This window comes from Paenibacillus auburnensis (genome assembly GCF_927798115.1).
GTDB classification, from domain to species: Bacteria; Bacillota; Bacilli; order Paenibacillales; family Paenibacillaceae; genus Paenibacillus_AQ; species Paenibacillus_AQ auburnensis.
The window spans coordinates 134,054-159,206 of the sequence record NZ_CAKMMG010000007.1; the positions used below are offsets into that span (position 1 = coordinate 134,054).

14 protein-coding genes are annotated in these 25,153 nt (G+C 51.4%); 10 read left to right on the forward strand and 4 right to left on the reverse strand.

From position 1 onward, the window contains the following. Positions 1 to 72 precede the first annotated feature (72 nt). The 3 genes from L6H70_RS20870 to L6H70_RS20880 all read left to right on the forward strand — a co-directional run bounded on the left by L6H70_RS20870 (position 73) and on the right by L6H70_RS20880 (position 8,637). Positions 73 to 1,482: a deoxyguanosinetriphosphate triphosphohydrolase family protein gene (locus tag L6H70_RS20870; RefSeq protein ID WP_236336048.1), complete on the forward strand. Its 1,410-nt coding sequence runs from the start codon at positions 73 to 75 to the stop codon at positions 1,480 to 1,482. A gap of 366 nt (positions 1,483 to 1,848) precedes the next feature. Continuing rightward, the gene (locus L6H70_RS20875; RefSeq protein WP_236336049.1) at positions 1,849 to 6,630 is read left to right on the forward strand and encodes a glycosyl hydrolase; all 4,782 of its coding nucleotides are present in this window, start codon (positions 1,849 to 1,851) and stop codon (positions 6,628 to 6,630) included. A 225-nt stretch (positions 6,631 to 6,855) separates the two neighbouring features. Beyond that, positions 6,856 to 8,637: a methyl-accepting chemotaxis protein gene (locus L6H70_RS20880; protein ID WP_236336050.1), complete on the forward strand. Its 1,782-nt coding sequence runs from the start codon at positions 6,856 to 6,858 to the stop codon at positions 8,635 to 8,637. A gap of 73 nt (positions 8,638 to 8,710) precedes the next feature. Here L6H70_RS20880 and L6H70_RS20885 read toward each other — a convergent pair whose 3' ends face one another. Next, positions 8,711 to 9,667 (reverse strand): D-2-hydroxyacid dehydrogenase, encoded by a 957-nt coding sequence (locus tag L6H70_RS20885; protein WP_236336051.1) that lies wholly within the window; start codon positions 9,665 to 9,667, stop codon positions 8,711 to 8,713. A 90-nt stretch (positions 9,668 to 9,757) separates the two neighbouring features. On the opposite strand from L6H70_RS20885, the gene thpR reads away from it, so the two are divergent. Further along, entirely contained in the window at positions 9,758 to 10,357 is a 600-nt protein-coding gene (thpR, locus tag L6H70_RS20890) for an RNA 2',3'-cyclic phosphodiesterase (RefSeq protein WP_236336052.1), read from the forward strand. A gap of 82 nt (positions 10,358 to 10,439) precedes the next feature. Then, positions 10,440 to 11,330, forward strand: coding sequence for a cell wall hydrolase (locus tag L6H70_RS20895; protein WP_236336053.1), 891 nt, complete (start codon positions 10,440 to 10,442; stop codon positions 11,328 to 11,330). A 67-nt stretch (positions 11,331 to 11,397) separates the two neighbouring features. Here the strand turns inward: L6H70_RS20895 and L6H70_RS20900 are convergent, their stop codons facing one another. After that, positions 11,398 to 12,588, reverse strand: coding sequence for an MGDG synthase family glycosyltransferase (locus L6H70_RS20900; RefSeq protein ID WP_236336054.1), 1,191 nt, complete (start codon positions 12,586 to 12,588; stop codon positions 11,398 to 11,400). Positions 12,589 to 12,891: 303 nt separating this feature from the next. Here L6H70_RS20900 and L6H70_RS20905 point away from each other — a divergent pair, with 303 nt between their 5' ends. From L6H70_RS20905 to L6H70_RS20925, 5 genes are all read left to right on the forward strand, one after another. Then, positions 12,892 to 13,482, forward strand: coding sequence for a TetR/AcrR family transcriptional regulator (locus tag L6H70_RS20905; RefSeq protein ID WP_236336056.1), 591 nt, complete (start codon positions 12,892 to 12,894; stop codon positions 13,480 to 13,482). A 185-nt stretch (positions 13,483 to 13,667) separates the two neighbouring features. Next, the gene (locus tag L6H70_RS20910; protein ID WP_236336058.1) at positions 13,668 to 16,022 is read left to right on the forward strand and encodes a YhgE/Pip family protein; all 2,355 of its coding nucleotides are present in this window, start codon (positions 13,668 to 13,670) and stop codon (positions 16,020 to 16,022) included. 475 nt (positions 16,023 to 16,497) lie between these two features. Next, a complete protein-coding gene (gene gltB, locus L6H70_RS20915; RefSeq protein WP_236336059.1) occupies positions 16,498 to 21,093 on the forward strand; it encodes a glutamate synthase large subunit in 4,596 nt (1,531 codons plus the stop codon). Between the two features lie 389 nt (positions 21,094 to 21,482). After that, on the forward strand, positions 21,483 to 22,412 hold the full coding sequence (locus tag L6H70_RS20920; RefSeq protein ID WP_236336061.1) for an ABC transporter ATP-binding protein: 930 nt from the start codon (positions 21,483 to 21,485) through the stop codon (positions 22,410 to 22,412). Then, positions 22,405 to 23,193: an ABC transporter permease gene (locus tag L6H70_RS20925; protein WP_236336062.1), complete on the forward strand. Its 789-nt coding sequence runs from the start codon at positions 22,405 to 22,407 to the stop codon at positions 23,191 to 23,193. Before L6H70_RS20920 ends, L6H70_RS20925 begins: the two co-directional genes overlap by 8 nt. A gap of 64 nt (positions 23,194 to 23,257) precedes the next feature. Here L6H70_RS20925 and L6H70_RS20930 read toward each other — a convergent pair whose 3' ends face one another. Further along, a complete protein-coding gene (locus tag L6H70_RS20930; protein WP_236336063.1) occupies positions 23,258 to 23,707 on the reverse strand; it encodes a bactofilin family protein in 450 nt (149 codons plus the stop codon). A gap of 84 nt (positions 23,708 to 23,791) precedes the next feature. Beyond that, positions 23,792 to 24,982 carry a M23 family metallopeptidase gene (locus L6H70_RS28735; RefSeq protein WP_279306779.1) on the reverse strand — a complete coding sequence of 397 codons (1,191 nt, stop codon included), beginning with the start codon at positions 24,980 to 24,982 and terminating at the stop codon, positions 23,792 to 23,794. Positions 24,983 to 25,153: the final 171 nt, after the last annotated feature.

Genomic DNA, 25,153 nt, shown 5'->3' on the forward strand with positions numbered 1-25,153 from the left:
TTGAGTGAAAGTTTTGCGGGAAATGACTTATAATGTAGTACTAAATACAGAAACAGGATAGGGGCAGCGGATATGACACTTATTGATAAAAGAGAGCATCGGCAATATCCGGAAATTACCCGTCTGGAAACGTCACGAGCCGCCTATGAGCGTGATTATTCACGCCTGATCCATTCGCCGACTTTTCGCCGGCTGCAGGGTAAATCACAGGTATTCGGTGCCGGTACCGGCGATTATTACCGGACGCGGCTTACCCATTCGCTGGAGGTAGCGCAAATCGCCCGGGAAGCGGCCAAAAGCCTTCTGCGCTCCTACCCGGAAGTGGAGACCGGACAAGCGGATAATCCGGGCCTGGTCATTGATCCGGAGGTGGTGGAATGTGCCGCCATCGCCCATGATTTTGGGCACCCGCCGTTTGGGCACAAGGGGGAAGAGGTGCTCGACAATATTTTGGAGCAGCTCATTGCCAAGAAGGCGGCGGAAGAAGCGCTGAAGTCAGGTGCCGGTCCGGTACAGGAGCAGATCATCCACGGGAATATGAAAAGGCAGTATGAGCATTTTGAAGGCAATGCGCATAACTTCCGTCTGATTATGTTTCTTGAGAAGCGCGAGAATATTGACGGCCTGAATCTTTCGGATGCCGTGCTGCTGGGGATCAACAAATATCCTTTTCCCGGCACGGTGCTTAAGAAAGGAATGTATCTGTCGGAATGGAATTATATCTCGGAGATCCGCGAGGCGTGGGGGGTTCCGGCAGGCAAGAAGACGCTGGAGGCCCAGCTCATGGATTTGTGCGATGATATCGCCTACTCTGCGCATGATCTGGAGGATGGGATTAAGGCGGGCAAAATCGAGGTGCATGAACACTTCATGCATGATGCCTATATTCAGCGGCTGATCGTAGAGAAAATTACAACGCTGGAGGATTCCTTCTGGATAGGCTGGAAGCCCGAGGCCATCCATACGAAAGTCGAAGAAGTATTAAGCGATTTCCTTCGGGTCTGGATGGAAAAGATGCCGACCTGCGAGAATGATTATTCCCGTACCCGCCGTGAGGTTAAAGCCTACTGGGTCAGCACCTTTGTCGCCAGTCTGGGGGTTATCCATGACGGAGACTGGAAGAAGGTTACCTTTATCAAGGATGGCAAAGAGGACGAGGACATGCTGCGGACGGTCAGTGTGCTCAAAAGCTTCGCCTGGGTCACGATGATCCGTGATCTGCGCGTGCAGCGCCTGCAAAAACGCAGCGAGTGGATTTTGCGGCGGTTATGGGCGGCGTTCAATGATCCGGAAACCTCGAAGGCGATCATTCCGAGCGACTGGCTGCAGCGCTTCGAGAAGGATCAGCGGCAGAATAAGCCGATCTGGACCTGGGAGCATATGGTGATAGATTATATCGCCGGGATGACGGATGCGTTCGCCGAGAAAATATATAATGAACTATATGGTTTGAAGGTAGGATCGATTTACGATTTAGATTAGAAAACCGAACCGGACCCGTTAAGGGTTCCGGTTTTTTTTGTTTTTCTGGTCTTGGTTTTTCTTTTCTGGTGCTGATTTTAGTTTTCTGGTCTTGTATTGTGTTTTTGTTATTATTTTGTTAGTAATAAAATAGGGTCTTTATTATTACCAACTATAATCGAAATGGATTTTTATAATCCTGAAAAACCCTTATTTATCAGGGTTTTTTAAAAATCTAACTTATCTTAAATTTTAATATTTTCCGTCGCGTTAATATTTTATTATAAAAAAGTTATTGTTTAATTATTATTTAAATGCTACTATTACCAGGAAGTTATTGGTGTGATTTTGTAATTGAAAGCACTTACACAAAAGGAGGATGAAGTAGTGAAGAAATTTAAAAAGAGTTTCCTGCTATTCCTGACGGCCATCATGCTGTTTTCAATGGCTGCACCGGCACTTGCCGGCAGTAACGCACAGGAGAAGCTGGATACACATTGGGCCAAAGAGAGTATTGGAAAGTGGCGCGGGAACGGAGTCATTCAGGGCTATCCTGATGGGTCCTTCAAGCCGGATAATCAGGTTACCCGTGCTGAGCTGGCAAGCATCATCAATAAGCTGTTCGGGTTCAGCGCACCTTCGGGAACCCCGTTCTCGGATGTTCCTGCAGGAGCCTGGTATGCCAGGGATTTAGCTATAGCGAAGCAGGCAGGTTATTATAAAGGCTTTCCGGATAATAAAGCGAAAGCGGATACACAGGTAACCCGTCAGGATGCTGCAGTGCTCCTGGCCTCTGTATTCTCGCTTACCCCCGCTAATGGAGGAATTACAGCGGCATATACAGACGGTGCTGCTATCAGTGCCTACGCTGCAGAAGCTGTTCAGGCGCTGAAGGGCACAATAAACGGTTATCCCGACGGCTCTTTCCGTCCGGATCGCCCAATCACCCGAGCAGAAGCTGTCAGTATCATTGACAGGCTGGTCAGCGGCTACTATAACGTGGCTGGAACCTTCACCGGAGGCGATATTACCGGCAACGTACTGGTGAACCGCAGCGGGGTGGTATTGAAGGATACGAGGATTTCCGGCAACCTGTATTTGGCTCCCGGAATCGGCAGCGGTGAAGCTGCGCTGGATAATGTAACCGTACAGGGATCGGTGTATGTCTCCGGCGGCGGTGAAAATTCAATTCATTTCAAAAACTCGAAGCTGGCGGTTGCCCAAGTGAACCGGCCGGACGGAAAAGTACGTATCACTGCAGAAGGAAATACAAGTATCGGACGTTTGTTGATTGAAAGCGCTTCTATTATAGAGCTCGAATCCGGCGCAACAATTACAACATTGGTAATCGGCAATAATGCCCAGGGTACGGCGGTCAGCGGCAAAGGAGCGATTGGCAGACTTGAGGTGCTTGCTTCCTCTGTCAGCCTAAACGGCAAGACGCTGGCACAAGGCAGCTATACTGTGAAAGATGGAGCTGCCGCAGCAGAAGGCACCACAACCGGCAGCACAGCAGGGAGCAATCCGGGCAGCAGCAATGGAACCGGCGGCAACGGTGGAGGCGGAACCGAAACGCCGGAAATCCAAATCGTGGATACCGCAGCAACTCCGGCTACGAAATCCTTATTTGCTTATCTGGACGAGATGAGCGGCAAGCAGACGATGTTCGGGCATCAGCATGACACCACCGTCTCTATAGCCGGCAAAGATACGAATGGCAACGTAATCTCCGATGTATACAGCTCTACCGGGGACTATCCGGCGGTGTTCGGCTGGGATACCCTTTCCCTTGATGGCTATGAAGCACCTCCCGGAGTCAGCGGGAATTATGAAGCCAGCCGCTTAGGGCTTACTGCTGCAATGAAGCATGCCCATGAGCTTGGCGGCATCTTGACGCTGAGTACGCATCCTTATAACTTTGCCACTGGAGGAAGCTTCAATGATACAGGGAACACTAAGGGGGCAACAGCATCCGTAGTTGCGCGGATTCTGCCGGGCGGTGACAAGAATGCTGATTTCAATACGTATCTAGACCGGGTCGCAAATTTTGCCAACAACCTAAAGGACGATAACGGCAGCCTGATTCCGGTACTGTTCCGTCCGTTCCATGAGCAGAATGGCGGATGGTTCTGGTGGGGAGCTGCAACAACAACCAAAAGTGAATATGCTGAGCTGTACAGATACACCGTTGAATACCTGCGGGATGTCAAAGGCGTACACAACTTCCTGTATGTATTTTCGCCAAACGGCTCGTTCAACGGGAATGAAAGTGAATATTTAACTACCTATCCGGGAGATCAGTATGTGGATATTCTGGGGATGGATCAGTATGACAATAAGGACAATGCCGGCTCTGAGGCATTCCTGAACGGGCTTGTCAAAGATTTGAAGATGATCTCCGGGCTCGCCCAGTCGAAGGGGAAGATTGTTACCCTCTCGGAATACGGCTACAGCGCCGCTGGTATGAAGACCACCGGTAACAATGAGCAGGCATGGTTTACCAAGGTGCTGAATGCAATCAAGGCGGACCCGGATGCGGCAAAAATCTCCTATATGCTGACCTGGGCCAACTTCGGTGAGGGCAATAATTTATATGTTCCGTACAAAAATGTGCCAAATAAGGCAGATCACGAGCTGGTGGGCGATTTTGTCAATTTCTATAAGGATTCTTATTCAGCGTTTGCCGGCGATATCAAAAATGACAATAAATACAGCCGTGTGGTAAATGCTGCAGCGAAGCAGCCCTTCCTGCATATTGTTTCTCCGAATAATGTCGGTACGGTTACTGAGGCCAAGACGGTCATCCGCGCCAAGGCGGCGAATTTTGTTCCTGCCAAAGTTACCTACACTGCAGGGACTAATGCCGAGACGGAAATGACGCTCGGTGCGGACGGTTATTATTCCGCAGTCTGGCAGCCGGAAGCAAGCCTGAACGGTACAACGGCTGACATCACGGTAAAGGCATACGGAACAGGAAATGTGCTGCTTACACAGAGCATCTCTGTATTTGTGAAGATTAATGAAGTTGCGGTAAAAGAAATCCCCTTTAATACAGCAGCCGATGTCGGTCTGATTCAGAACAATGGCACCTGGTCCGGCCTGGCAGGCAACGGGGAGACCATTAAGACGGAGCTTCAGCATGTGGTACTGGCCGGGGACGGCAAGCTTGCAGTCAACATCACTGGCGGACTGTCTCCCGAAGACACCTGGCAGGAGCTGAAGCTGCAGCTTACACCGGCGGCTCTCGAAGGTGTTAATTTAGCCAAAGTCAGCCGGGTGAAGCTGGGAGTGCTGATTCCCGAAGCGGCGCAAAATGAATCCGGAAATGCTGCGGTCCGGACCGTTGTGCAGCTGCCGGAGGACTGGAATACCAAGTATGGCATGGATTCCAGCTATAAAGCGTTGTCCGCTCTGGAGAAAGTGACGGTTGACGGTGCCCGGTATTACAAATATGACGCGGTTGTAGAGTTGGATAATGCGGAGAAATCGGCAGCTGCTACGGGTCTGGCGATCTCCATTGTTGGCAGCGGACTTGTCTCGGATGGTGTGCTTCCGGTTTACGTGGATGACATCGGTCTATATAACAGCTACACTGCACCGGTAGCTGACAATGCGCTGGTAGATGATTTTGAATCCTATGGCTCCAGCAGCGAGGCACTTGCGGCTAAGTATCCAAAAGCCGGCGGTGATGATATCAGCGCTGCCCTAAGCACCGAACACAAAAATTCCGGAAGCTATGGCATGAAGCTGCAGTACAGCCTGAACAGCCAGAAATATGCCGGGGTTGGAAAAAGCCTGGGCTCGCTCGACTGGTCTGCTTATAACGCAATCAGCCTGTGGGTGGCTTCTGATGGCAGCGCCTCCTATGCGGAAACGGGAAAACCGCTGAAGCTGGTTGTCCAGCTTGTGATTGACGGCGGATACTTTGAAGCTTACCCGGTCATCACTCCGGATCAGAACGGTAAGGTCGTCTTGAGCCTTAAGAATCTTACAGAGATGAGCTGGGGCAAAGGCGGTGCACTTACCGAGGAAAGACTGAAGCAAGTGCAGAGCTTTAATCTTTATGTGAATTCCATGGACGGCCAGGCGCATGAGGGTGCACTCTATTTTGACGATATCCAGGCGGTATATGATCCTGCGATGCCTGATCTGTCCGGTGAGGACGGAGGAGAGTCCGGAGGACACGCGCCAGGTGTGCTGTACAAATTCAGCAGCGCTGAAGACATGGCCGGCTGGGTAACAGCAAACGGGGACAGTGCCAAAGCGAAGGCTCCTGCGTTTTCGGAAGAAGAGCAGGCTGCAGGTGTGGAGTTCGATCTGGTTAATACAGGTCAGAATGCGGACGGCAGCTATAAGCAGTCCTTTGAGCTTGCGGTTGATCCGGTTAAGCTGAACCTGAGCGGGCTGGATACGATAAACGCCAAGGTTAAGCTGTCAACCGGCACCGCCAAAGCCCGGCTGTTCATTAAGACAGGAGCCGGCTGGACATGGTCAGACAGCGGGACCCCTGTAGCTGTAGACTCCAGCGGGTATAAGACGCTGACGATTTCGCTGACTGCCGCAGCCGAAGCGGCGGGTGTGGATCTGACTGCCGTAAAGACTATCGGTATCAAGATTGAAGATATTGCTAACAGCGGGGGAACTGCGAACCTGTTCCTGCAGGAGATTGCGCTGGCTGCTGCAGTTCCTGACATCTATTACGGGTTCGAAGGCGGAACGGACGGCTGGGCCGCAACGACTGGCACTGCCGTGGTATCCAAGGCTGTTTATACGGAAGGCAGCCAGTCTTTAGGACTGGATTTCACTTGGACCGGTGCGGGTTCGTCACTTGAAGTATCGAAGACCGCCAATCTGGATCTAAGCTCCTTCAGTGGAATTACCGCCAAAGTGAGAGTGGTATCTGATCATCCTGATGTACAGGCCAAACTTTATTTGAAGCTGCGCGGATATGCCGTTTGGCTGGACTCCGGGGCGAAGGTGGCTGCCGGAACAGGGTTTACGGAGTTCACCATTGACTTCAATGATATCTACAATGTGTACGTAGGCAGCGGAGCGGAGTTTACACTGGATGATCTGAAGCAGGTAAATGCTATAGGTATTCAGCTGATTACCCCCGCTGAAGCCGGAGATGCAACGGTTTATATTGATGATGTGAAAGTTTTGCAGTAAAGGTATTCCGGTTTGTTTAAGATCCCGGGGCTCTCTACGTTGAGAGTCCCGGTTTTTTTTGCAGCAAATGAAAGAGCCCCGATTAAATACCTGACATCGCCTAAATATATCCCTGGAATCTGCCGAAATATAGAGTGTAATCCATCGTTTTGCCCTTTTATGAAAAATGAAAGCAATCGATATGAATTACATGTAAGGTTTTCGGAAAATAGAGGGGGCACATATATGGGACAAAATCGGAAACTAAAGGAACTAAAGGAATTCGTATTAAAGCATGGGAGTGGAATAAAGAATGCTATTGCTAACAGCAACAGGAGCATTGGAGTAAAGATAGCTTCAGGCTACGTGGCCTTAGCGATACTGGTTTTAATTATTGGGGGCGCTTCCCTCTATCAAATGGACAACATGCAGAAGAACACGGGCAATATTGTGGAGAATGTGATTCCTGCGCTGGATCAGGTACATAAGATCAACTATTACATGGAGCATATTATGGCTCTGAGCATGCAGCATATTTTGAACGCTGACAGCGCAGAAAAATCAAAGCTGGAAGAACAGCGGGATCAGTTTATCCGAAAAGTAGCGGATGCGATGAAGAGCTACAGGCAGTCGGTTAGCGACAAAACAAGGCTGCAGCAGCTGACGGCGCTGGGCGATAAATGGGAAGAATATATGACCATCAATAATCAGGCGATTAAGCTCAGCAGCTCAGGGGATGAGGAGCTTGCCCTTGAGGTTTCCCAAAAGGGAATAGACGCCTTCAATGCCATGCAGACCGATTTAGGTGCACTGGTAGACTATAGCCAGAAGGAAGCCCGGCAAGAGGGAAGTCATTCCGTTCAAACGTTCCATACTTCGATTACGATAAATATTGTGATCATTGTGCTTGTACTAGTAGTCATAGGCCTAATCAATATGGTGATCCGCAAGACAATGATTAACCCGCTTAAGAAAGTAACCGCCCATTTGCAGCGGATTGCAAGCGGAGATTTAACCTCACAGGATACCTTTATCGTAAATGAGGATGAGATTGGCCGGCTGGCGAAAACAGTAAATGAGACGAACCGCACACTTCTGGAGATCGTTAACCAGATCCGCCATGTCTCGGGGATTATCGCCAGCCAAGGGGAAGAACTGGTGCGCACGGTATCGGGTACGAAGGAAGGGAGCAGCCAGATTGCCCTTACCATGGAGGAACTGGCCAAGGCGTCAGGAAGCCAGGCAGAAGCCGCGGTGGATGCCTCCAAAGCTGTCGATGACCTGAACAGGCTGATCGGAGACTTTGCCGGAAAAGGAAATGAGCTGCTGCTTCATTCCGAGCAGGTGCGTTCCAAAGGTGACCGGGGCAGACAGCTGATGGATAGCTCAGTGGCGCAGATGAGGCAGATTGCAGAGGCTGTATCTCAGTCCATGAATACGGTAGAAGAGCTGAACCGCAAGAATGAAGGTATATTCCGGCTGGTCGGTTCGATCCGCAATATCTCCGAACAGACACATTTGCTGGCCATCAATGCTACGATTGAAGCCGCCAGGGCCGGAGACAGCGGACGCGGGTTTGCGGTAGTGGCGCAGGAGGTGCGCAAGCTCTCGGAGGATGTGCAGCAGACGGTAGCGGAAATTACCGGCATTACGCAAGGGATTCAGCTGGATTCGAGGGAAATGGTAGAGAATTTGCGCAAAGGTGTCCTGAAGACAGAGGAAGGCAGCCGGCAGATCGTAGAGACAGGCGACGCTCTGGCTGAGATCAACAGGTCGGTAAATGTTATGGCCGGAACTATTGAGAATATGGGCCATAATATTGCGCAGATGACCGGTGCCAGCGAAAAGATGAACGAATTCAGCCAGCATATCTCAGCCCTGGCGCAGGAATCGGCAGCCGGTGTAGAAGAAACCTCTGCTTCTGCCCATGAGCAGGTAAGTGCAACCAGTGAGGTTGCGGAAGGAATCGGACAGCTGAAGAGCCGCCTGATTGAGCTTGAGGAATCTGTAAAACGGTTTGTAGTTTAAGAAAACAGCCCCCTTGGGGACATATACTCACAGAGAGTACATGTCTTTGCAGGGGGCTGTTTTAGTCTGCAACTTAGTATTGGCGGTTATAATCAACAACGTTACGTGAAGGGGTGCCAGTCTTGAGATAAGCCTCCATATTGGCTGTGAAAATTTCGACCACCCGATCGGCGTAGCGGTCAGTCGAACCCGCACAGTGAGGGGTAATGACGACTTGCTCCATACCCCAGAGAGGGTGCTCCGAAGGCAGCGGCTCAGTCTCAAATACATCCAGGCCGGCACCGGCCAGCCGGCCGCTGTTCAGCGCGGCCATCAGGTCTTCTGTATTGGTTGTGGCTCCGCGCCCGATGTTAATATAATAAGCGCCTGATTTGCAGGCGCCAAATACGTCTGCATTAAACAGATCCTGCGTTTCGTCAGTAAGCGGCAGCGTGTTTATGATGAAATCAGCCTGGCTGACAGCTTCCGTGAGCTGGCCGGTCGTGTAAACCTGGTCAAAGCCGGGAGCAGGCTTACCTGAACGACTGACTCCGATTGTGTTCATCCGGAAGGCCTTGGCGATTCTTGCCGTTTCGCTGCCGATGGAGCCCGTACCGGCAATAACGGCTGTCTTGCCGGTCAGCTCACTCTCCGTACCGTCAGAATGCCAGTTGCGCTCCTGCTGATTACGGATGGCGGTATGCAAATTCCGGGTGAAGATCAGCATAAAACCGAAGATGACGGCTGTAATCGGTTCAGCATGGACACCGCTGGCATTCGTCAGTATAATTCCCCGCTGCTCAAGGCGTTCCAGCGGCAGTTTTTCAACACCGGCTGACCAGGTCTGTAGCCACCGGAACGGTGAATCCGGGTGCAGCAAGGTGTCACTGATGCCTTTGCCCCAACCGATTACGATTTCTGCCTGGGCGAGCACCTCCAGATCCGGTTTTTTAGCATCTCCCAGTGTAAGGGTGTAACCTGGGGCGGCGTCGAGGATGGACTCCTGCTGCCGGGATGTAAGGGGCTGTAAACATACGATAGATTTAGTCAATGAAGGTTCCCTCCTGGTATGCTTTTAGTAAAAATGGCTGTTCCTGTATACAATAAGGATAACAAATCTGTCTGGAAAGGTGAAACTGATATGAAATCTGCTGCGAAAGATACGGAGCGACTGTTTATAGCTGTGAGGCTGCCTGAGGAAATAGGTAGAGTATTAGGGCAAGAATGCGCTGAGATGTCTGAAAGGCTGAAGTTTGCCAAATGGACACATCCGCTAGACTATCATATTACCCTCCAATTTCTGGGTGACACACGAAAGGAACAAATTCCGGCGCTGCTTGAAGCGCTGAAGGAAATTTCCGGCAAACATGCTCCGTTTAAACTGCAGCTGAAGGAGTGGGGAACCTTTGGCCCGGGAAGTGCGCCAAGAGTGCTTTGGGCCGGGGTGTCAGGTGAGCTTGGGAAGCTTCAGGAGCTCCAGCGTGCTGTGGTTTCTGCAACGGCTCCACTGGGTTTCAAGACAGAGGAAAGACCATATGCCCCCCATCTTACGCTGGCCCGCAAATACCGGGATGAGCTGCCTTTCAGCACGGAACGGCTTGGGAATTTACGGGTGCATAAGCCGGTTGACGAGAACAATTGTTCGGAAAATGACTGGACGGTAGAAGGTTTTGTGGTGTATGCTACTAGGATGCATGCCATTCCTATGTATGAAATCATCGAAAATTTGACATTTTTCTAATGATAAATCGACAAGAAAGTTTTCAAAGCTTCCATTTTCGGTTACATACAATAGGAATGTGCCGTAAAATAGGAGGTAAAAAATGGAAATTTTTAAACAAAACCGCTGTATCGCGCTGCTTGTCGGCGTTATTCTAGTGTGTTTCTCTGCTATAAGCTTGCTGAGCCCCGGTAGAATTAACGAGGGGCAAAATACATTGAAGATGGAAAAATTTGGAGGGTCCGGTCATGCATCTGCAGCAGCCCTGTTGCCGCAGACAGCAGTAACTCCTGAGAGGGTAAAAGGAACGGTTAAACCCATGCTCTACACCACAGCGGCAAAAATACCGGGCCATGTCTGGAACGGCAAACAAACGGTGGACTGGTTCACTCCCGCTAAGCTGAAGCTTAAGGCAGCAGCCGGGACGCAGCCCGCCAAGCCGAAGACCGTTGTGGTGAAGGTGTCGCCGGAAGCGCAGCAAGCGCTGAAACAGGCGGCAGCCAAGGGGAGTCAGAGCGTAAATAAAGTAAAAACGGCATCTCAGCAACATCCCCCCACAAAATTGTTCTTCTCCCGGACCAAGCTACTAAGCCAGGAACAGCAAGCACAAGCAACCTGGAGCTACGCGGTATCCGAAGAAGACCTGCTACTGCTGCAAAAAATCGTTATGGCAGAAGCAGAAGGTGAACCGTACCAGGGCAAGGTGGCAGTCGCCAACGTTGTTCTGAACCGGCTGCGGTCAGCCAATTTTCCCGACACTATACATGAGGTTGTTTATCAGAAAAGCCAGTTCAGTCCTGTGGCGAACGGGCGTCTTAAGCGCGTAAAGCCGAATGAAGACAGTATTAAAGCAGTCAATGCCGCGCTTTCTGGGGTGAAAGAGGTTACTGATGATACTTATTTTTTCCTGTCTCTGAAGCTGGCACAGGATCTCACTGTGCATCATTCACGGACCTACGCCAAGACTATCGGCAATCATACATTCTATAAATAATTACGAAAACTGAAAAAGCCTCCATATCCGCATTACTCCGGATTGGAGGCTTTTTTTGGGTTCTTCGTTAAGGTGTAACATAGACAGGCTCTTCCGTCCGGGCTTGTTGCGCCCGTGCAGTCCGTGGTTCAGCTGCTCCGTCTGCACTCTTGCCCAAGAGCTGCAGCACGGTGGAGGCACAGTTATGCGGCTGCTGCCGTTCCAGGGCCAGCCGGCGTTTCCGCTGCTCCTCAAGACCGGCATATTCCCGCAGCAGAAGGGAAAACCATCTGTCCACCACATCCGAATCGAGCACCTCGGCGAGTCCTAACTCTACGAAATATTGGGCGTTTTTCTCTTCCTGTCCCGGAATGGCACTGTAGAAGAGCATCGGTATGCCCTTGGCCTGGCCTTCCGTACAGGTCATCCCGCCAGGCTTCGTAATCAGCAGATCAGAGGCATCCATCAGCTTATTAATTTCGCTGCTGTATCCTAGGATCTTCACATTGGGATGATTCAGCAGGGGAGTGGAGCGCATTTTGGCCACAAGCTTATCGTTACTGCCCATGCAGAAGACCAGCTGGATGTCGTCCATCCGGGCGGTCAGCGAATCCATAACATCTTTGCCGAACATCAGACCCCATCCACCGCCCATAATCAATACGGTAGGAATATCGGCAAGCCCCATCTCCTTGCGGAGCTGCTGCTTGCTGGAACGCTCCCAGAATTTCGGATGCACCGGAATGCCGGTGACCGTCACCAGTTCAGGAGGAACCCCCCGACCCGTCAGAATCGATTTGACCCGTGAGGTTGAGACCAAATAGCGGTCTGCCTCGGGATTAACCCAGCTGCCGTGCGCATCATAATCGGTTATGAGTGTATACAGCGGTACGTCCAGCCCCTGCTGCTTCAGCCTGGAAATGACGGCAGCAGGAATCGGATGGGAGCAGATAATGAGATCTGGCTTAAGCTGCTCGATCACCTTTTGGGCATGTGTATAAAAAATCCGGTGAAGTGCCGCTCGGGTCAGCCGGTTCAGTGATTTATGATATTGGGTTTTATACATCATGCCGACCAGCTTAGGCTGGCTGCTGACTGTTTTGCGGTAAGCGGAAAGAATCCAAGGAGCAACCGTAGGATTCAGGAATCTCCCCAGCTCAATGACCCGGCACTGGACGTCCGGGTTAAGCAGTCTGATTCCTTCGGCCAGAGCATAGGCTGCCCCTGTATGGCCCGTGCCGAAGCCTTCCGAAAACAGCAGTACTCTTTTCTTTCGCATAAGTTCACCTGCTACTTTCCTTCATGGGTAGAATTGCGGGTTCTCTTCTTAGGGCGAATTGAGATACCTCTTCAGTAAAACATTCTCTTATATTATACAAGGGAATTAGCTTCTTTTCTCACATTATACAGATAAGACGTAAATAGAAAGTTAAAACCCTGCAAAAAAATAAAAAAATATGGAGAGCTCAGGTATTGCAAACAGATATATAAAGTGATAAAGTGGTTAATGACCGAATGACCGGATTAGTAAAATGGTCAAAATGCGGTGGCAACGATTTTTCGAAGGAAAGGGTGGGTACGGGTGGCTGTGGTAGATCGAAGGCAGCTGGTGCTTCAGGCCGCGACGAAATGTTTTTCATTATTCGGCTATAAGGCAACCACAATGGATCAGGTCGCAAAGATTGCGAATGTCGGAAAAGGAACGATCTATACCTTTTTTACGAATAAGGAGCAGCTGTTTGATGAGATCCTGCGTGATGTCATTATCGAGATGAAGAAAATCGCCGAGCGGGAAGTCAAACACGATAAGCCGTTTTTTGATAACCTGCACAGGGTTCTGGATGCGCTGCTTGAATTTCGAAGCGAACATGAGCTATTCATCAAGCTTTCCCAGGAAAGTCGCGATTTCGGAACGCCGCAGGCTGGTGAAGGGCTCGATAAGATCGAGCGTGTTGTGCTTGAATATTTGGAACGGGAGGTGGAACAGGCCATACGTCAGGGGGAGATTAAGGATTGCGACCCCAAGATTGTGTCCGTGGTTATGTTTAGGCTTTATATCGTGCTGACAGCCGAGCTGAACAAGGTGCATGTGTCTTTAAGCAAAGAACAGATCAAAGATTATTTTCAATTGTTTCTGTCTGAAGGCTTGGCACAGAAAGCTTTGAACTGCTGATGGGCTCCTGCGCACAGGCCGCGTTACAACCTATTTTTTTTGCCTTTCGCTGACCGATTGAGGAAAGTGGTCAACCAGTGTTCCTGCAAACTTTCAGCAGATTAGCAATTTTGTGAAAACTGTTCTGATAGAGAGAGACTTATAGCTTCATAAAAAGAGCATATGATTATAAGGAGAGAACCAGAATGAAATCTTTATCCGTGTTTATTAAGGACCTTGGCGCGGCGCTTAAGAATCCTAAAGTGCTGATACCTATGTTCGTTGTCCTTTTCATTCCCGTGCTGTACAGCGGATTGTTCCTGAAAGCCTTCTGGGACCCGTACGGTAAAATGAACGAGCTGCCGGTCGCTGTTGTAAATGAAGATAAAGGTGCCGATTATGAGGGCTCGAAGCTGGCCGCCGGTAACGAGCTGGTAGAGGAACTCAAGAAGACGGACGGGTTCAAATGGAACTTTGTGACCCGTGAGCAGGCAGAGGCTGGACTGGACGATAATACGTATTATATGGCGATCATCGTTCCTGAAGATTTCTCAGCCAAAGCCACTACCCTGCTGGATGCAGATCCGCAGCCGGCCAAAATTATTTACGAACCTAATGAAGGCTACAACTTCCTTGCCGGACAAATCGGCGGAACTGCTGTAAAAGATATCAAGACAAAAGTATCCGCCAAGATAACTGAAGCTTATACAGATTCCGTATTTGATAAGATTACTGAGATCGCCAGCGGACTTGGTGATGCCGGAGATGGCGCTTCAAAAATCGCCGACGGCGCAACGAAGCTGGACGACGGTGCATTGAAGCTGAGAGATAATCTGCTTGTGCTGACCGAAGGTACCGGCAAGCTGGTTAATGGCGTAGCACCTCTTACAGAAGGTGTGACTGCTCTGAATACTGGTGCAGCGGCACTGGAAAATGGCAGCAGCACCCTTGCAGGCGGACTTGAGCAACTGTCTGCCGCCCACAAAAAGCTGCAGGCCGGCGTATCGCAGACAGCAGCCGGCAGCAAGCAGCTTAGCGATGGCTTGAAGAAAACTGAAGCCGGAGCGGCAGCGCTGCAAGCCGGAACACAGTCGGCTGTAGATGGAACTGCGAAGCTGCAAGCGGGAACGCAGTCAGTGGTTGATGGCAGCTCGAAGCTGGCAGCAGGCCTGACTTCATCCGCCGAAGGCAGCGCGAAGCTGGAAGCCGGTCTGAAGGCTTCCAAGGACGGCAGCGCTAAAGTAAGCGCTGGAGCCAAAGCAGTGGCTGATGGCCTGCAGCAGCTGGTTAAATCGAGCCCGCAGCTTGCGGCGAGCCCAGATGTGCAGAAGCTGCTGGCGGCAAGCGCCGCTGTAGCCGAAGGCACAGCGCAGCTGGATGCGAGCCAGCAGCAGCTGCTGGCAGGTGCGACCTCCCTGCACAGCGGCCAAGAGCAGCTGGTACAGGGCGCGAACCAGCTGCACGACGGTTCGCAGCAGCTGGACGCTGGTGTCAGCCAGCTGCATGACGGAGCACAGCAGCTGAATGCTGGCAGCACTCAGCTGCTGCAAGGACAACAGCAGCTGCTGGCAGGTGCTGCGAAGCTTGAGACAGGCGGCAATACACTTTCCGCCGGTATGAAGCAATTCGGCGCGAAGCTGGATGAAGCGGCAGCAGGCGGTGCGAAGCTGGCGGATGGCGGCAAGGCGCTGGAGGCCGGAACATCCAAGCTTCTGGCTGGCGCAGGCCAGCTCAGCAGCGGCCTCACATCGGTAGCCGATGGTTCGAAAAAGCTCAGCGACGGTGCAGGCCAGCTTAAAGATGGCCTGGATGAACTGAAATCCGGATCAAGCGAACTGGCCACGAAGCTTGGCGATGCCGCTTCGCAGACCAGCACGGTGAACAAAACGGATGCGCTGGTGTCCATGTTCGCACAGCCGGTTAGGATTGAAGAGGTTAAGGTTAGCGCAGTACCTAACTACGGTACCGGCTTTGCTCCTTACTTCCTGTCGCTCGGACTGTTCGTAGGGGCGCTGATCTGTACACTCGTTATTCCAATGAGAAGCTCTGAAGTGATTGGGGCGAGCCGGTTCAACCGGTTTATGAGCCGCACGCTGACCTTCTCTATGATGAGTGTGCTGCAGTCCCTGATGGCGGCAATGATCGTGCTTTACGGTTTGGGACTCGAGGTACAAAGTGTACCGTTGTTCTATGCCTTCACCTTTATTACAAGCATTTCCTTCATGTGGATGATTCAAGCGATTGTTACCTGGATGGATCAGCCTGGACGTTTCGTAGTCATCGTTATCCTCATCTTCCAATTGACTACAAGCGCAGGTACCTTCCCGCTGGAACTGATTCCGAACTGGATGAAATTCTTCAATCCGCTGCTGCCTATGACTTACAGCGTACGCGGATTCAAAGCAGCTATTTCCACCGGAGATTTCAGTGCCATGTGGGGTGATGCGGGACTCCTGGCCATTTACGGCTTTGTGTTCCTGGCGTTGACATTCACCTATTTCATGACCCGTGAACAGGAAAATGAAGTTATGGTAAAAGGTGAACAAGTGTTGACTGTATAATCAGAATTTGAGGTATAGAATAAAATTAGCAAAGAACGCCCCGGACCGGGGCGTTCTTTGCTATTCTTTACTAGATTGATCCAAAAATACACTGTAAAAGTTACATCATATGGAAAGAAAACAAATGAAGCGTTTTCAGTGAATAAGAAGTTATTCGTTATTTGTGTATAAATATGCAACGGAAAGTTTTTTTACACTTTTACTCACTAAAGCTGTACCGTAAAAACATTTGTTAATCAAACTCATAAAAAACTTTAAATTGCACTCATGTCAGGTCGATGATAAACTTATATAACCAATCTGGCTTGAATAATTATTAAGATTTTTCTGAAAAATTTTCCTAAGATATAAGGTACTATACTCTTTAGATCTTTTTATCTTATATTTTATGTGAAGCGGATGCCACCTGATTCAAGGACGTGCAGCCGCTTCTTGTGAAGATAACGTCTACTTTATAATAGAAAGGTTGCGTATGATGAGACACACTGAACTGCCCGGCAAACAGGGCCTTTATGATCCTCAGTTCGAAAAAGATGCATGCGGCATGGGTTTTGTTGCCCATATTAAAGGAAAACCTTCCCATGATATCGTTAGCAACGCTTTGACTATGCTCTTTAATATGGAGCATCGGGGAGGACAGGGAAGCGAGCCGAACTCTGGTGACGGAGCCGGCATTATGCTGCAGATTCCTCACCGTTTCTTTGCCGGTGAAGCCAGTAAGCTTGGCTTTGAACTGCCGGAACAGGGCTTTTATGGCGTGGGTATGATCTTTTTGTCTCACAACGAGGAGATTCGCGCCCGTCACGAGGCTCTCTTAAATGAGATTATTGCAGAAGAAGGTCAGACGGTGCTTGGATACCGTGATGTGCCTACCTTCGACGAAATGCTGGGCAAGACCGCTAAGGCAGCCAAGCCTTATGTCCGCCAGGTATTTATCAGCCGTGCTGAGGGCCTTACTGATGAGCTGGCTTTTGAACGCAAGCTGTTTGTGATCCGCAAGCGTGCCGAGCTCGCCATCCGCTACGGCGGTGTGGAAGAGGCTGAATCCTTCTATATGCCAAGTATGTCCTGTCGGAAGATCGTATACAAAGGCATGTTGACAACCGAGCAAGTAGGCCAGTTTTACCTGGACCTGCAGAATGAAGAGCTGGAGTCGGCGATTGCGATGGTGCACTCCCGTTTCAGCACCAATACGTTCCCAAGCTGGGAGCGTGCCCACCCGTACCGCTTCATGATTCATAATGGTGAGATCAACACACTGCGGGGGAATGTGAACTGGATGCATGCCCGCCAATCCCTGTTCAAGAGCGAAGTATACGGTGAAGACCTGAGCAAGATCAAACCGATCGTAAATCCGGACGGTTCTGACACTGCGATGTTCGACAATACCTTTGAGTTCCTGTATCTCAGCGGACGCTCCCTGCCGCATGTGGCGATGATGATGGTGCCTGAGCCTTGGAGCAATCATGAAAGTATGGGCGATGAGAAGAAGGCATTCTATGAATACCACAGCACCCTGATGGAGCCGTGGGACGGACCCGCCGCGATGGGCTTTACTGATGGTGTGCAAATCGGTGCAATGCTTGACCGCAACGGCCTGCGCCCTGCACGCTATTATGTAACCAAAGACGATATGATTATCTTATCCTCTGAAGCTGGAGTGCTTGATATTCCGGCAGAGAATGTACTATATAAAGACCGCCTGAGACCAGGCCGCATGCTGCTGGTGGATACGAAGCAGGGACGGATTATTTCCGACGAGGAAGTAAAGGCCGCCATCGCCTCCGAGCAGCCTTACCGCCAGTGGCTGGATGAGCATCTGATCGGCCTAGACCAGCTTCCGGATGCTCCGGAGCTGCCAAATCCGAAGCATGACAACGTGCAGCAGCTGCAGCAATCATTCGGCTATACGTTTGAGGATCTGCGCAAGGTATTGGAGCCTATGGCTTCCACCGGTGCCGAAGCCGTTGCTTCCATGGGCTACGATGCCCCGCTGGCCGTGCTCTCGGACCGCCCGCAGCGTCTCTACAACTATTTTAAACAAATGTTCGCGCAGGTAACCAATCCGCCGATCGATGCGATCCGTGAGGAGCTGGTTACTTCTACAGCCACCACGATCGGGCCGGAACGCAACCTGCTGAAGCCGGAACCGGAGAGCTGCCGGCAGATTTCGCTGGAATCGCCGATTCTCTCCAACGAGGATTTCGCGAAGATCCGCCATGTCCGCCGTGCCGGCTTCAAGTCAATGTCGATTCCGATCCTGTTCCCGGCTGAGCTTGGAGCGGAAGGAATGCGCATTGCCCTGGAACGCATGAATGAAGCGGCTGACCGTGTAATGGCTAAAGGACATAATATTCTTATTCTGTCTGACCGCGGTGTAGACCGTGAGAATGCCGCAATCCCGGCCCTGCTGGCTGTATCCAGCCTGCATCACCACTTGATCCGCTCCGGGACACGGACGAAGGTCAGCATTCTGCTGGAGTCCGGCGAACCGCGTGAAGTGCATCACTACGCGCTTCTCCTTGGTTACGGCGTGAGTGCAGTCAATCCGTACCTTGCTTTTGAAAGCTTGGACGACATGATTGGCCAAGGCCTGCTGCGCGGAATTTCGCATGAGAAGGCTGTGAAGAATTACATTAAGGCTGCGACGAAGAGCGTAGTTAAAATATTGTCCAAGATGGGGATCTCCACGATCCAATCGTACCGCGGTGCACAGATTTTTGAAGCTGTCGGCCTGAATTCGGAGTTTGTGGACCGGTACTTTACCTGGACACCTTCCCGTATCGGCGGTATCGGCCTTGAGGAAGTAGCTGCTGAAGCACTGATTCACCACAACCGTGCATTCACCGACAAGGACGGTAACGACAAGGTGCTTGATTCCGGCGGTGAATATCAATGGCGCAGTGACGGGGAAGAGCATTTGTTCAACCCGCAGACGATTCATCTGCTCCAGCATTCTGTGCGGAGCGGGGACTATGGCTTGTACAAAAAGTATGCGGCGCTCGTTCAGGGTGAGAGCAAGAAGCACCAGACCATCCGCTCCATGCTGGAATTCAAATCCACGAACCAGCCGGTTCCGATCGAAGAAGTAGAGCCTGCAGAATCGATTATGAAACGCTTCAAGACCGGAGCAATGTCGTTCGGTTCCATCAGTAAGGAAGCTCATGAGACACTGGCGATTGCAATGAACCGCATCGGCGGCAAGAGCAACACCGGTGAAGGCGGGGAAGATCCGGCGCGCTTTATTCCGGACGCTAACGGCGATTCCCGCCGCAGTGCGATCAAGCAGGTGGCATCCGGCCGCTTCGGGGTAACCTCGAACTATCTGGTGAACGCTGATGAGATCCAGATCAAGATGGCACAGGGGGCAAAACCTGGTGAAGGCGGACAGCTTCCGGGCCGCAAGGTATATCCTTGGGTAGCCGAAGTACGCGGCTCCACAGCGGGTGTAGGCCTGATTTCGCCGCCGCCGCATCATGATATTTATTCCATCGAGGATTTGGCCGAGCTGATTTATGATCTGAAGAATGCCAATCCGCGTGCGAGCATTAATGTGAAGCTCGTGTCTGAGGTGGGTGTCGGAACGATCGCTGCCGGCGTAGCTAAAGGCCGTGCCGATATTATTCTGATCAGCGGATATGACGGCGGTACAGGGGCATCCCCGTTGAACTCCATCCGTCATGCCGGTCTGCCGTGGGAGCTTGGACTCGCGGAGACGCATCAGACGCTTATGCTGAATAACCTGCGTGACCGTGTTGTACTGGAAACCGACGGTAAAATGCTCAGCGGACGCGACCTTGCGGTAGCTGTACTGCTGGGAGCAGAAGAGTACGGATTTGCTACAGCACCGCTTGTAGCGGTAGGCTGCATCATGATGCGCGTGTGCCAGATGGACACTTGTCCGGTTGGTGTTGCGACACAGAATCCGGAACTACGTAAGAACTTTACCGGCGATCCGCAGCATGTCGTGAACTTTATGACATTTGTGGCTCAGGACCTGCGTGAAATCATGGCTGAGCTTGGCTTCCGCACCATTGAAGAGATGGTCGGACGCACGGATTGCCTTGATGCTGTACGTGCTTCGAGTCACTGGAAGAAGAAAGGCGTGGATCTGAGCAGTCTGCTGCATACTCCGGAGCTGCCTGAAGGCAGCACCCGCTTCCGCAGCAAATTCCAGAACCACGGCTTGGAAGAAACCATTGATGTATCGAAATTGTTGGATCTGGCAGCACCGGCACTCGAATCCGGCCAGGCGGTTGAAGCTTCACTGCCGATTACGAACGTTAACCGTGCAGTGGGCACGATTCTGGGCAGCGAGCTTACCCGTAAATACGGGGCCGCTGGTCTGCCGGATGATACGATCCGTCTGCACTTCACCGGCTCTGCCGGACAAAGTCTGGGTGCTTTTGTACCGAAAGGTATTACGATTACGGTCGAAGGCGACTCCAATGACTATGTGGGTAAAGGGTTGTCCGGAGGCAAGCTGATTATCAAGCCGTCCCCTAAGGCTACCTTTGCCGCTGAAGACAACATCATTATCGGGAATACGGCGCTTTACGGAGCGACCAGCGGTGAAGCGTATATCAGCGGCATCGCCGGTGAACGGTTCGCGGTGCGTAACTCCGGTGCGAAGGTAGTTGTTGAAGGTGTGGGCGACCACGGCTGTGAATATATGACTGGCGGCCGTGTGGCCGTGCTTGGTCCAACCGGCCGCAACTTTGCGGCAGGAATGTCCGGCGGTATCGCTTACGTCTACGATCCGGACAATACCTTCATCAAACGCTGCAACCTGGAAATGGTGCTTCTGGAGCGTGTAGAGGAAGCGGATGAAGCAGCTGAGCTGCACAGCCTGATTGCCCGCCATGCAGAGCTTACAGACAGTGCTGCTGCAAGCCGGATCCTGGACAGCTGGGAAACTTCACTGCCGAAATTCGTCCGTGTGATTCCGAAGGATTACAAACGGATGCTGGAGCAGATCCGCAAGGTAGAACAGACCGGGTTAACCGGCGAAGCTGCCCTGATGGCTGCCTTTGAAGCCAATATGCGTGAACTTGCGCGTGTTGGAGGCTAATTAGAAATTGCCGTGTCGTACTGAACGGCTGTAATAAGTAGTAAAAGGCTGAATCCTTCCGAATGAGGAAGGATTCAGCCTTTTTTACTATTACTGCCTTTTTTTCTGCTTTTCAGGAAAAAGGCAGTTTGTGGTAATATGGAAAATATATAAATTGAAATGCTAAGAATAATACCTATGATGCGGGAGTAACGGAGGGGAAGTTTGGAACTGTAGGAGCGATAGTGTCCGCCTTTGTCTTCGGATTTCTACCGCTAATAGCGGTTAAAATCAAGAAATCGGAAGACAACAGCGGCCGGAAGTCCAAACATTCCCCGCAGTTACGGCCCACGCATTATTAGTTTATTTTGGACATGTTCAATTTATAAACAAAGAAAGGAAGTGAAATTATGCCAGTTACGGCAGAAGTAGCGACTAAGCCGGTTGCCAGCCTGATAGGGGTCACCAAAAAAATGGGTTCCAAGACGCTGGTCAGTGATCTGACGCTGGATATTCCGCCTGGACAAATTTTCGGGTTCCTTGGGCCTAACGGTGCCGGTAAAACGACAACGATCCGTATGATGGTGGGACTGATTTCCATCAGCCGCGGCGATATTCTGATCTGCGGGCGCAGCATCAAGGACCATTTTGAGGAAGCTGTAGCCAACATCGGAGCGATCGTGGAAAATCCGGAGATGTATAAATTCTTAACCGGTTATCAGAATCTGCGGCAGTATGCCCGAATGGTTAAGGGTGTTACGAAGCAGCGGATTGATGAAGTGGTAGAACTGGTCGGGCTTGGCCAGAGAATTCATGACAAAGTGAAAACATACTCGCTTGGTATGCGCCAGCGGCTGGGAGTCGCCCAGGCACTGCTGCACCGGCCAAAGCTGCTGATTCTGGACGAGCCGACCAACGGGCTGGATCCACAGGGGATTCGTGAGCTGCGGGATTATTTGCGCCGCCTGTGCCAGGAGGAAGGAACGACGGTTTTTGTCTCCAGTCACCTGTTGTCGGAGATGGAGCTGATGTGTGACAGTGTGGCCATTATCCAGAATGGGCGTCTGGTTGATGTCAAACAGCTGAAGACGGTAGGAGATGCGGTGCTGCCGGTCCAGGAAACGCTGTTTGAGGTCAATGATCCGGAAGCTGCACTGGCGCTGATCGGCCGCGGAGCAGTGAAGAACGGCGGAATTTCTATCGAGGCAGGACGCGAGGAAATCGCCGAACTGAATGCACGGCTGGTGGCTGCCGGTTTCAAGGTGTATAGCATCAGGGCGCTGTCACGTTCACTGGAAGATCAATTCTTGGAAATTACCGGAGGTGAAGGCATTGGGTGAGTTCGCAGCTCTCATACATAATGAGAATATCAAGATTTACAGCCGTGTCCGTACATGGATTATGCTGTTTATTCTGGCACTCATGAGTGCGCTGTTTCCTGCACTGGTCTACTATACGAGCAGCGGAGATTCATCGGGAACCGGATTATGGGACAACTTTCAGATGGCGGTGACGATCGCTTTTTTCCTGAATACCATCTTTACAGTGGTGGTAGCTTCTGACGCTGTGGCGGGCGAATTCTCCTGGGGAACGATTAAGCTGCTGCTGATCCGCCCGTGGAGCCGCTCCAAAATCCTGCTCTCCAAATACATTTCCATGGTGTTATTCAGCTTGCTTAGTACAGCCGTGCTGATTGTATTCGCCTATGCTTCATCACTGATTTTCTCCTCTTCCGAGGGAGGCGCAGTAGCGAATCAGATGTCCTGGAGTCCGGCGGAATATTCCTTCCTGGACGTGTTCTGCAGGTATATCGAGCTGTTTTTGACCGCTGCACTGGCTTTTATGGTCTCCAGCGTTTTCCGGGCTAGCGGTCTCGCAATCGGGCTGTCGCTCTTCATTATGTTTACCAAAAATATTTTTGTCAGCATCTTCAATCCCGAACGCTTCGAGTGGGCCCAATATCTAATCTTTACACATATGGATCTGCGGGGATATCTGCTGACAGACAGCGGTCCGGGAGGGGTTACCCTCGGGTTCTCCATAGCGGTGCTGGCTGTTTACTACCTGCTGTTCCTGGGGGTTTCCTGGTTGGTTTTCAGCAAAAGGGATGTCGCCGCTTAAGGAGACAATGCTATTCCCAAGTGTATTTAAGTGAACCCGGCCGAACGAAGCGGGCTAAGCCCGCTTAGCCCGCTTCGAGCTTATTCTGCTGCTTGGAAGCGCGTTTTCCTGCCTTGTCAGCCTTCTTGGCTTTGGTGTGCCCGCCTGCAGTTTCAATGGCGGGCTGTTCGGCTGTGATGACAGAGCCGTTCAGCACGCAGCCTTCCATGATGCTCAGCATGCCTGCTTGGATATTACCATGCAGCTGTCCGGTTCCCGTCATGGTGAGCCGCTGATCGGCAGTAACGTCACCATATACTTTTCCGGCGATAATGACCTCCTTGGCTTTGATCGTGGAGAGCACCGTACTTTGTTCGCCGATGGTTACAGTTCCCTGGCATTGGATTTCCCCGCTGAAGTTACCCTCAATCCGTAAATTGGTATCGCATTGCACCTTGCCCTCCAGATTGCCTCCATGTCCGATCAGCGAATCGGTAGACCTGAACAGCGCTGATTGCTTGCTTCTATTCCACATGCCTTTACCCTCCTAAACATTATGTGAGCTTAACCGCTATTGAAATACTCCAACACGAACAAAACTGCCTATGAAGCCTTAGCCTTATGGGTTCACATATCCTAAGGGATTGACCGCTTTGTTCTGCTTCACCACCTGAAAATGGAGATGGGGGCCTGTGCTTCGTCCGGTATTGCCAAGGGTGCCGATTTGCTGGCCTTTGCTTACCTTATCACCCACAGTGACAGTCATCCCGTTTAAATGCATGTACCAGGTTTCCAGACCGTTCGAATGCTTGAGGATAATGTATTTGCCTCTTGCTCCCATTTGCTCAGACGCAGTAACCTCACCGTCCATTGCCGCGTAGACCGGATCCCCGATGCTACCGGCAATATCAATGCCTGAATGATAGGCGGAGACGCCTTTAAAGGGATCGGAGCGGTAGCCAAAGCTGGAAGTGATCATTTTGGAGTGGGTCGGCCAGATGACGGCCGGGGCCAGGCGTTTTTTTTCTGCGAGGGCTTTTTTAGCCTGCAATTGAGCCTCTGCGCTCTGGGCCTCCTTGGCCTCTGTAATCGTTGTGGTGATGCTGGTTACCATCTCTTCCAGCAGGCTGCGGATTTCTGCGTAATCATCTCTGGTTTCCTGCACCAGCTCCAGAGGGTCATCCTGATAGACAGCGATATACTCCCCGCCAACCTGTGGCGCTACAGTGCTGTTGAATGCGGAAGAGATGGCTCCAAGACGGAAGCTGACGGCAGACAGGGAAGAGGAAGCAGCAGCTGGCCCAGGTTCCGCGGCGAAAGCGACTCCATAGTTCAAGGTAGATGACGCTACTGTGTCTGCAGCCGGGATGGTTCCGGGGGTGGACATAGAGGTAGAAAGCGGATCGGTCTCTGAGTCTGTGTCCCGGCCGGTATTGCCATCCGGATTAATCAGGGATTGCAGCTGCGCTTCAAGCTCATCCACGCTTTTCAGTTGATCCCGGATGTTCTCTGCTTCCTCTGACAGCTCCGTCACCTGGCTGCGGAGCTGCTGCAGAGTCTGTTCCTTATCGGCAACCTTCATTTCCATCCGGAGATTGGTCAGCGATAGTGAAGCAGCCTCGGCCTCCAGCTCAGCAATGGATCGTGAGGCATGAAAATGCATCGAAGTGACCAGACTGGAGATGGAGAGGGCTGCTGCGGCCGGGATGGCCAGGGCAAGCGGCTTGGATAACTGGAACTGTCTGACCGGACGTCCGGCCTCGCGGACAACAAGCAGGGTAATCCGGTTGTGATCTGGCTGAGTTTTCATAGCTTCTCCTTTCTGCGGCATAGGGAGCCGCCTTGTGTTCTCATGCGGTCCAGCGGTTTGTAATTCAATGGGCTCATCCGATTCGTCCTACTACTCTATGTATTCCAGCCCTTTGGTGAACATGACAACGGTTTGCTTGAATAAAGTAGGAGAGTTACGGCAAAACCTGTA

Excerpts from the sequence above, each read along its gene's own strand:
- L6H70_RS20870 (WP_236336048.1), top strand. The coding sequence starts at position 73 with ATGACACTTATTGATAAAAGAGAGCATCGGCAATATCCGGAAATTACC.
- L6H70_RS20880 (WP_236336050.1), top strand. The coding sequence starts at position 6,856 with ATGGGACAAAATCGGAAACTAAAGGAACTAAAGGAATTCGTATTAAAG.
- thpR (WP_236336052.1), top strand. The coding sequence starts at position 9,758 with ATGAAATCTGCTGCGAAAGATACGGAGCGACTGTTTATAGCTGTGAGG.
- L6H70_RS20895 (WP_236336053.1), top strand. The coding sequence starts at position 10,440 with ATGGAAATTTTTAAACAAAACCGCTGTATCGCGCTGCTTGTCGGCGTT.
- L6H70_RS20900 (WP_236336054.1), bottom strand. The coding sequence starts at position 12,588 with ATGCGAAAGAAAAGAGTACTGCTGTTTTCGGAAGGCTTCGGCACGGGC.
- L6H70_RS20910 (WP_236336058.1), top strand. The coding sequence starts at position 13,668 with ATGAAATCTTTATCCGTGTTTATTAAGGACCTTGGCGCGGCGCTTAAG.
- gltB (WP_236336059.1), top strand. The coding sequence starts at position 16,498 with ATGAGACACACTGAACTGCCCGGCAAACAGGGCCTTTATGATCCTCAG.
- L6H70_RS20920 (WP_236336061.1), top strand. The coding sequence starts at position 21,483 with ATGCCAGTTACGGCAGAAGTAGCGACTAAGCCGGTTGCCAGCCTGATA.
- L6H70_RS20930 (WP_236336063.1), bottom strand. The coding sequence starts at position 23,707 with ATGTGGAATAGAAGCAAGCAATCAGCGCTGTTCAGGTCTACCGATTCG.
- L6H70_RS28735 (WP_279306779.1), bottom strand. The coding sequence starts at position 24,982 with ATGAAAACTCAGCCAGATCACAACCGGATTACCCTGCTTGTTGTCCGC.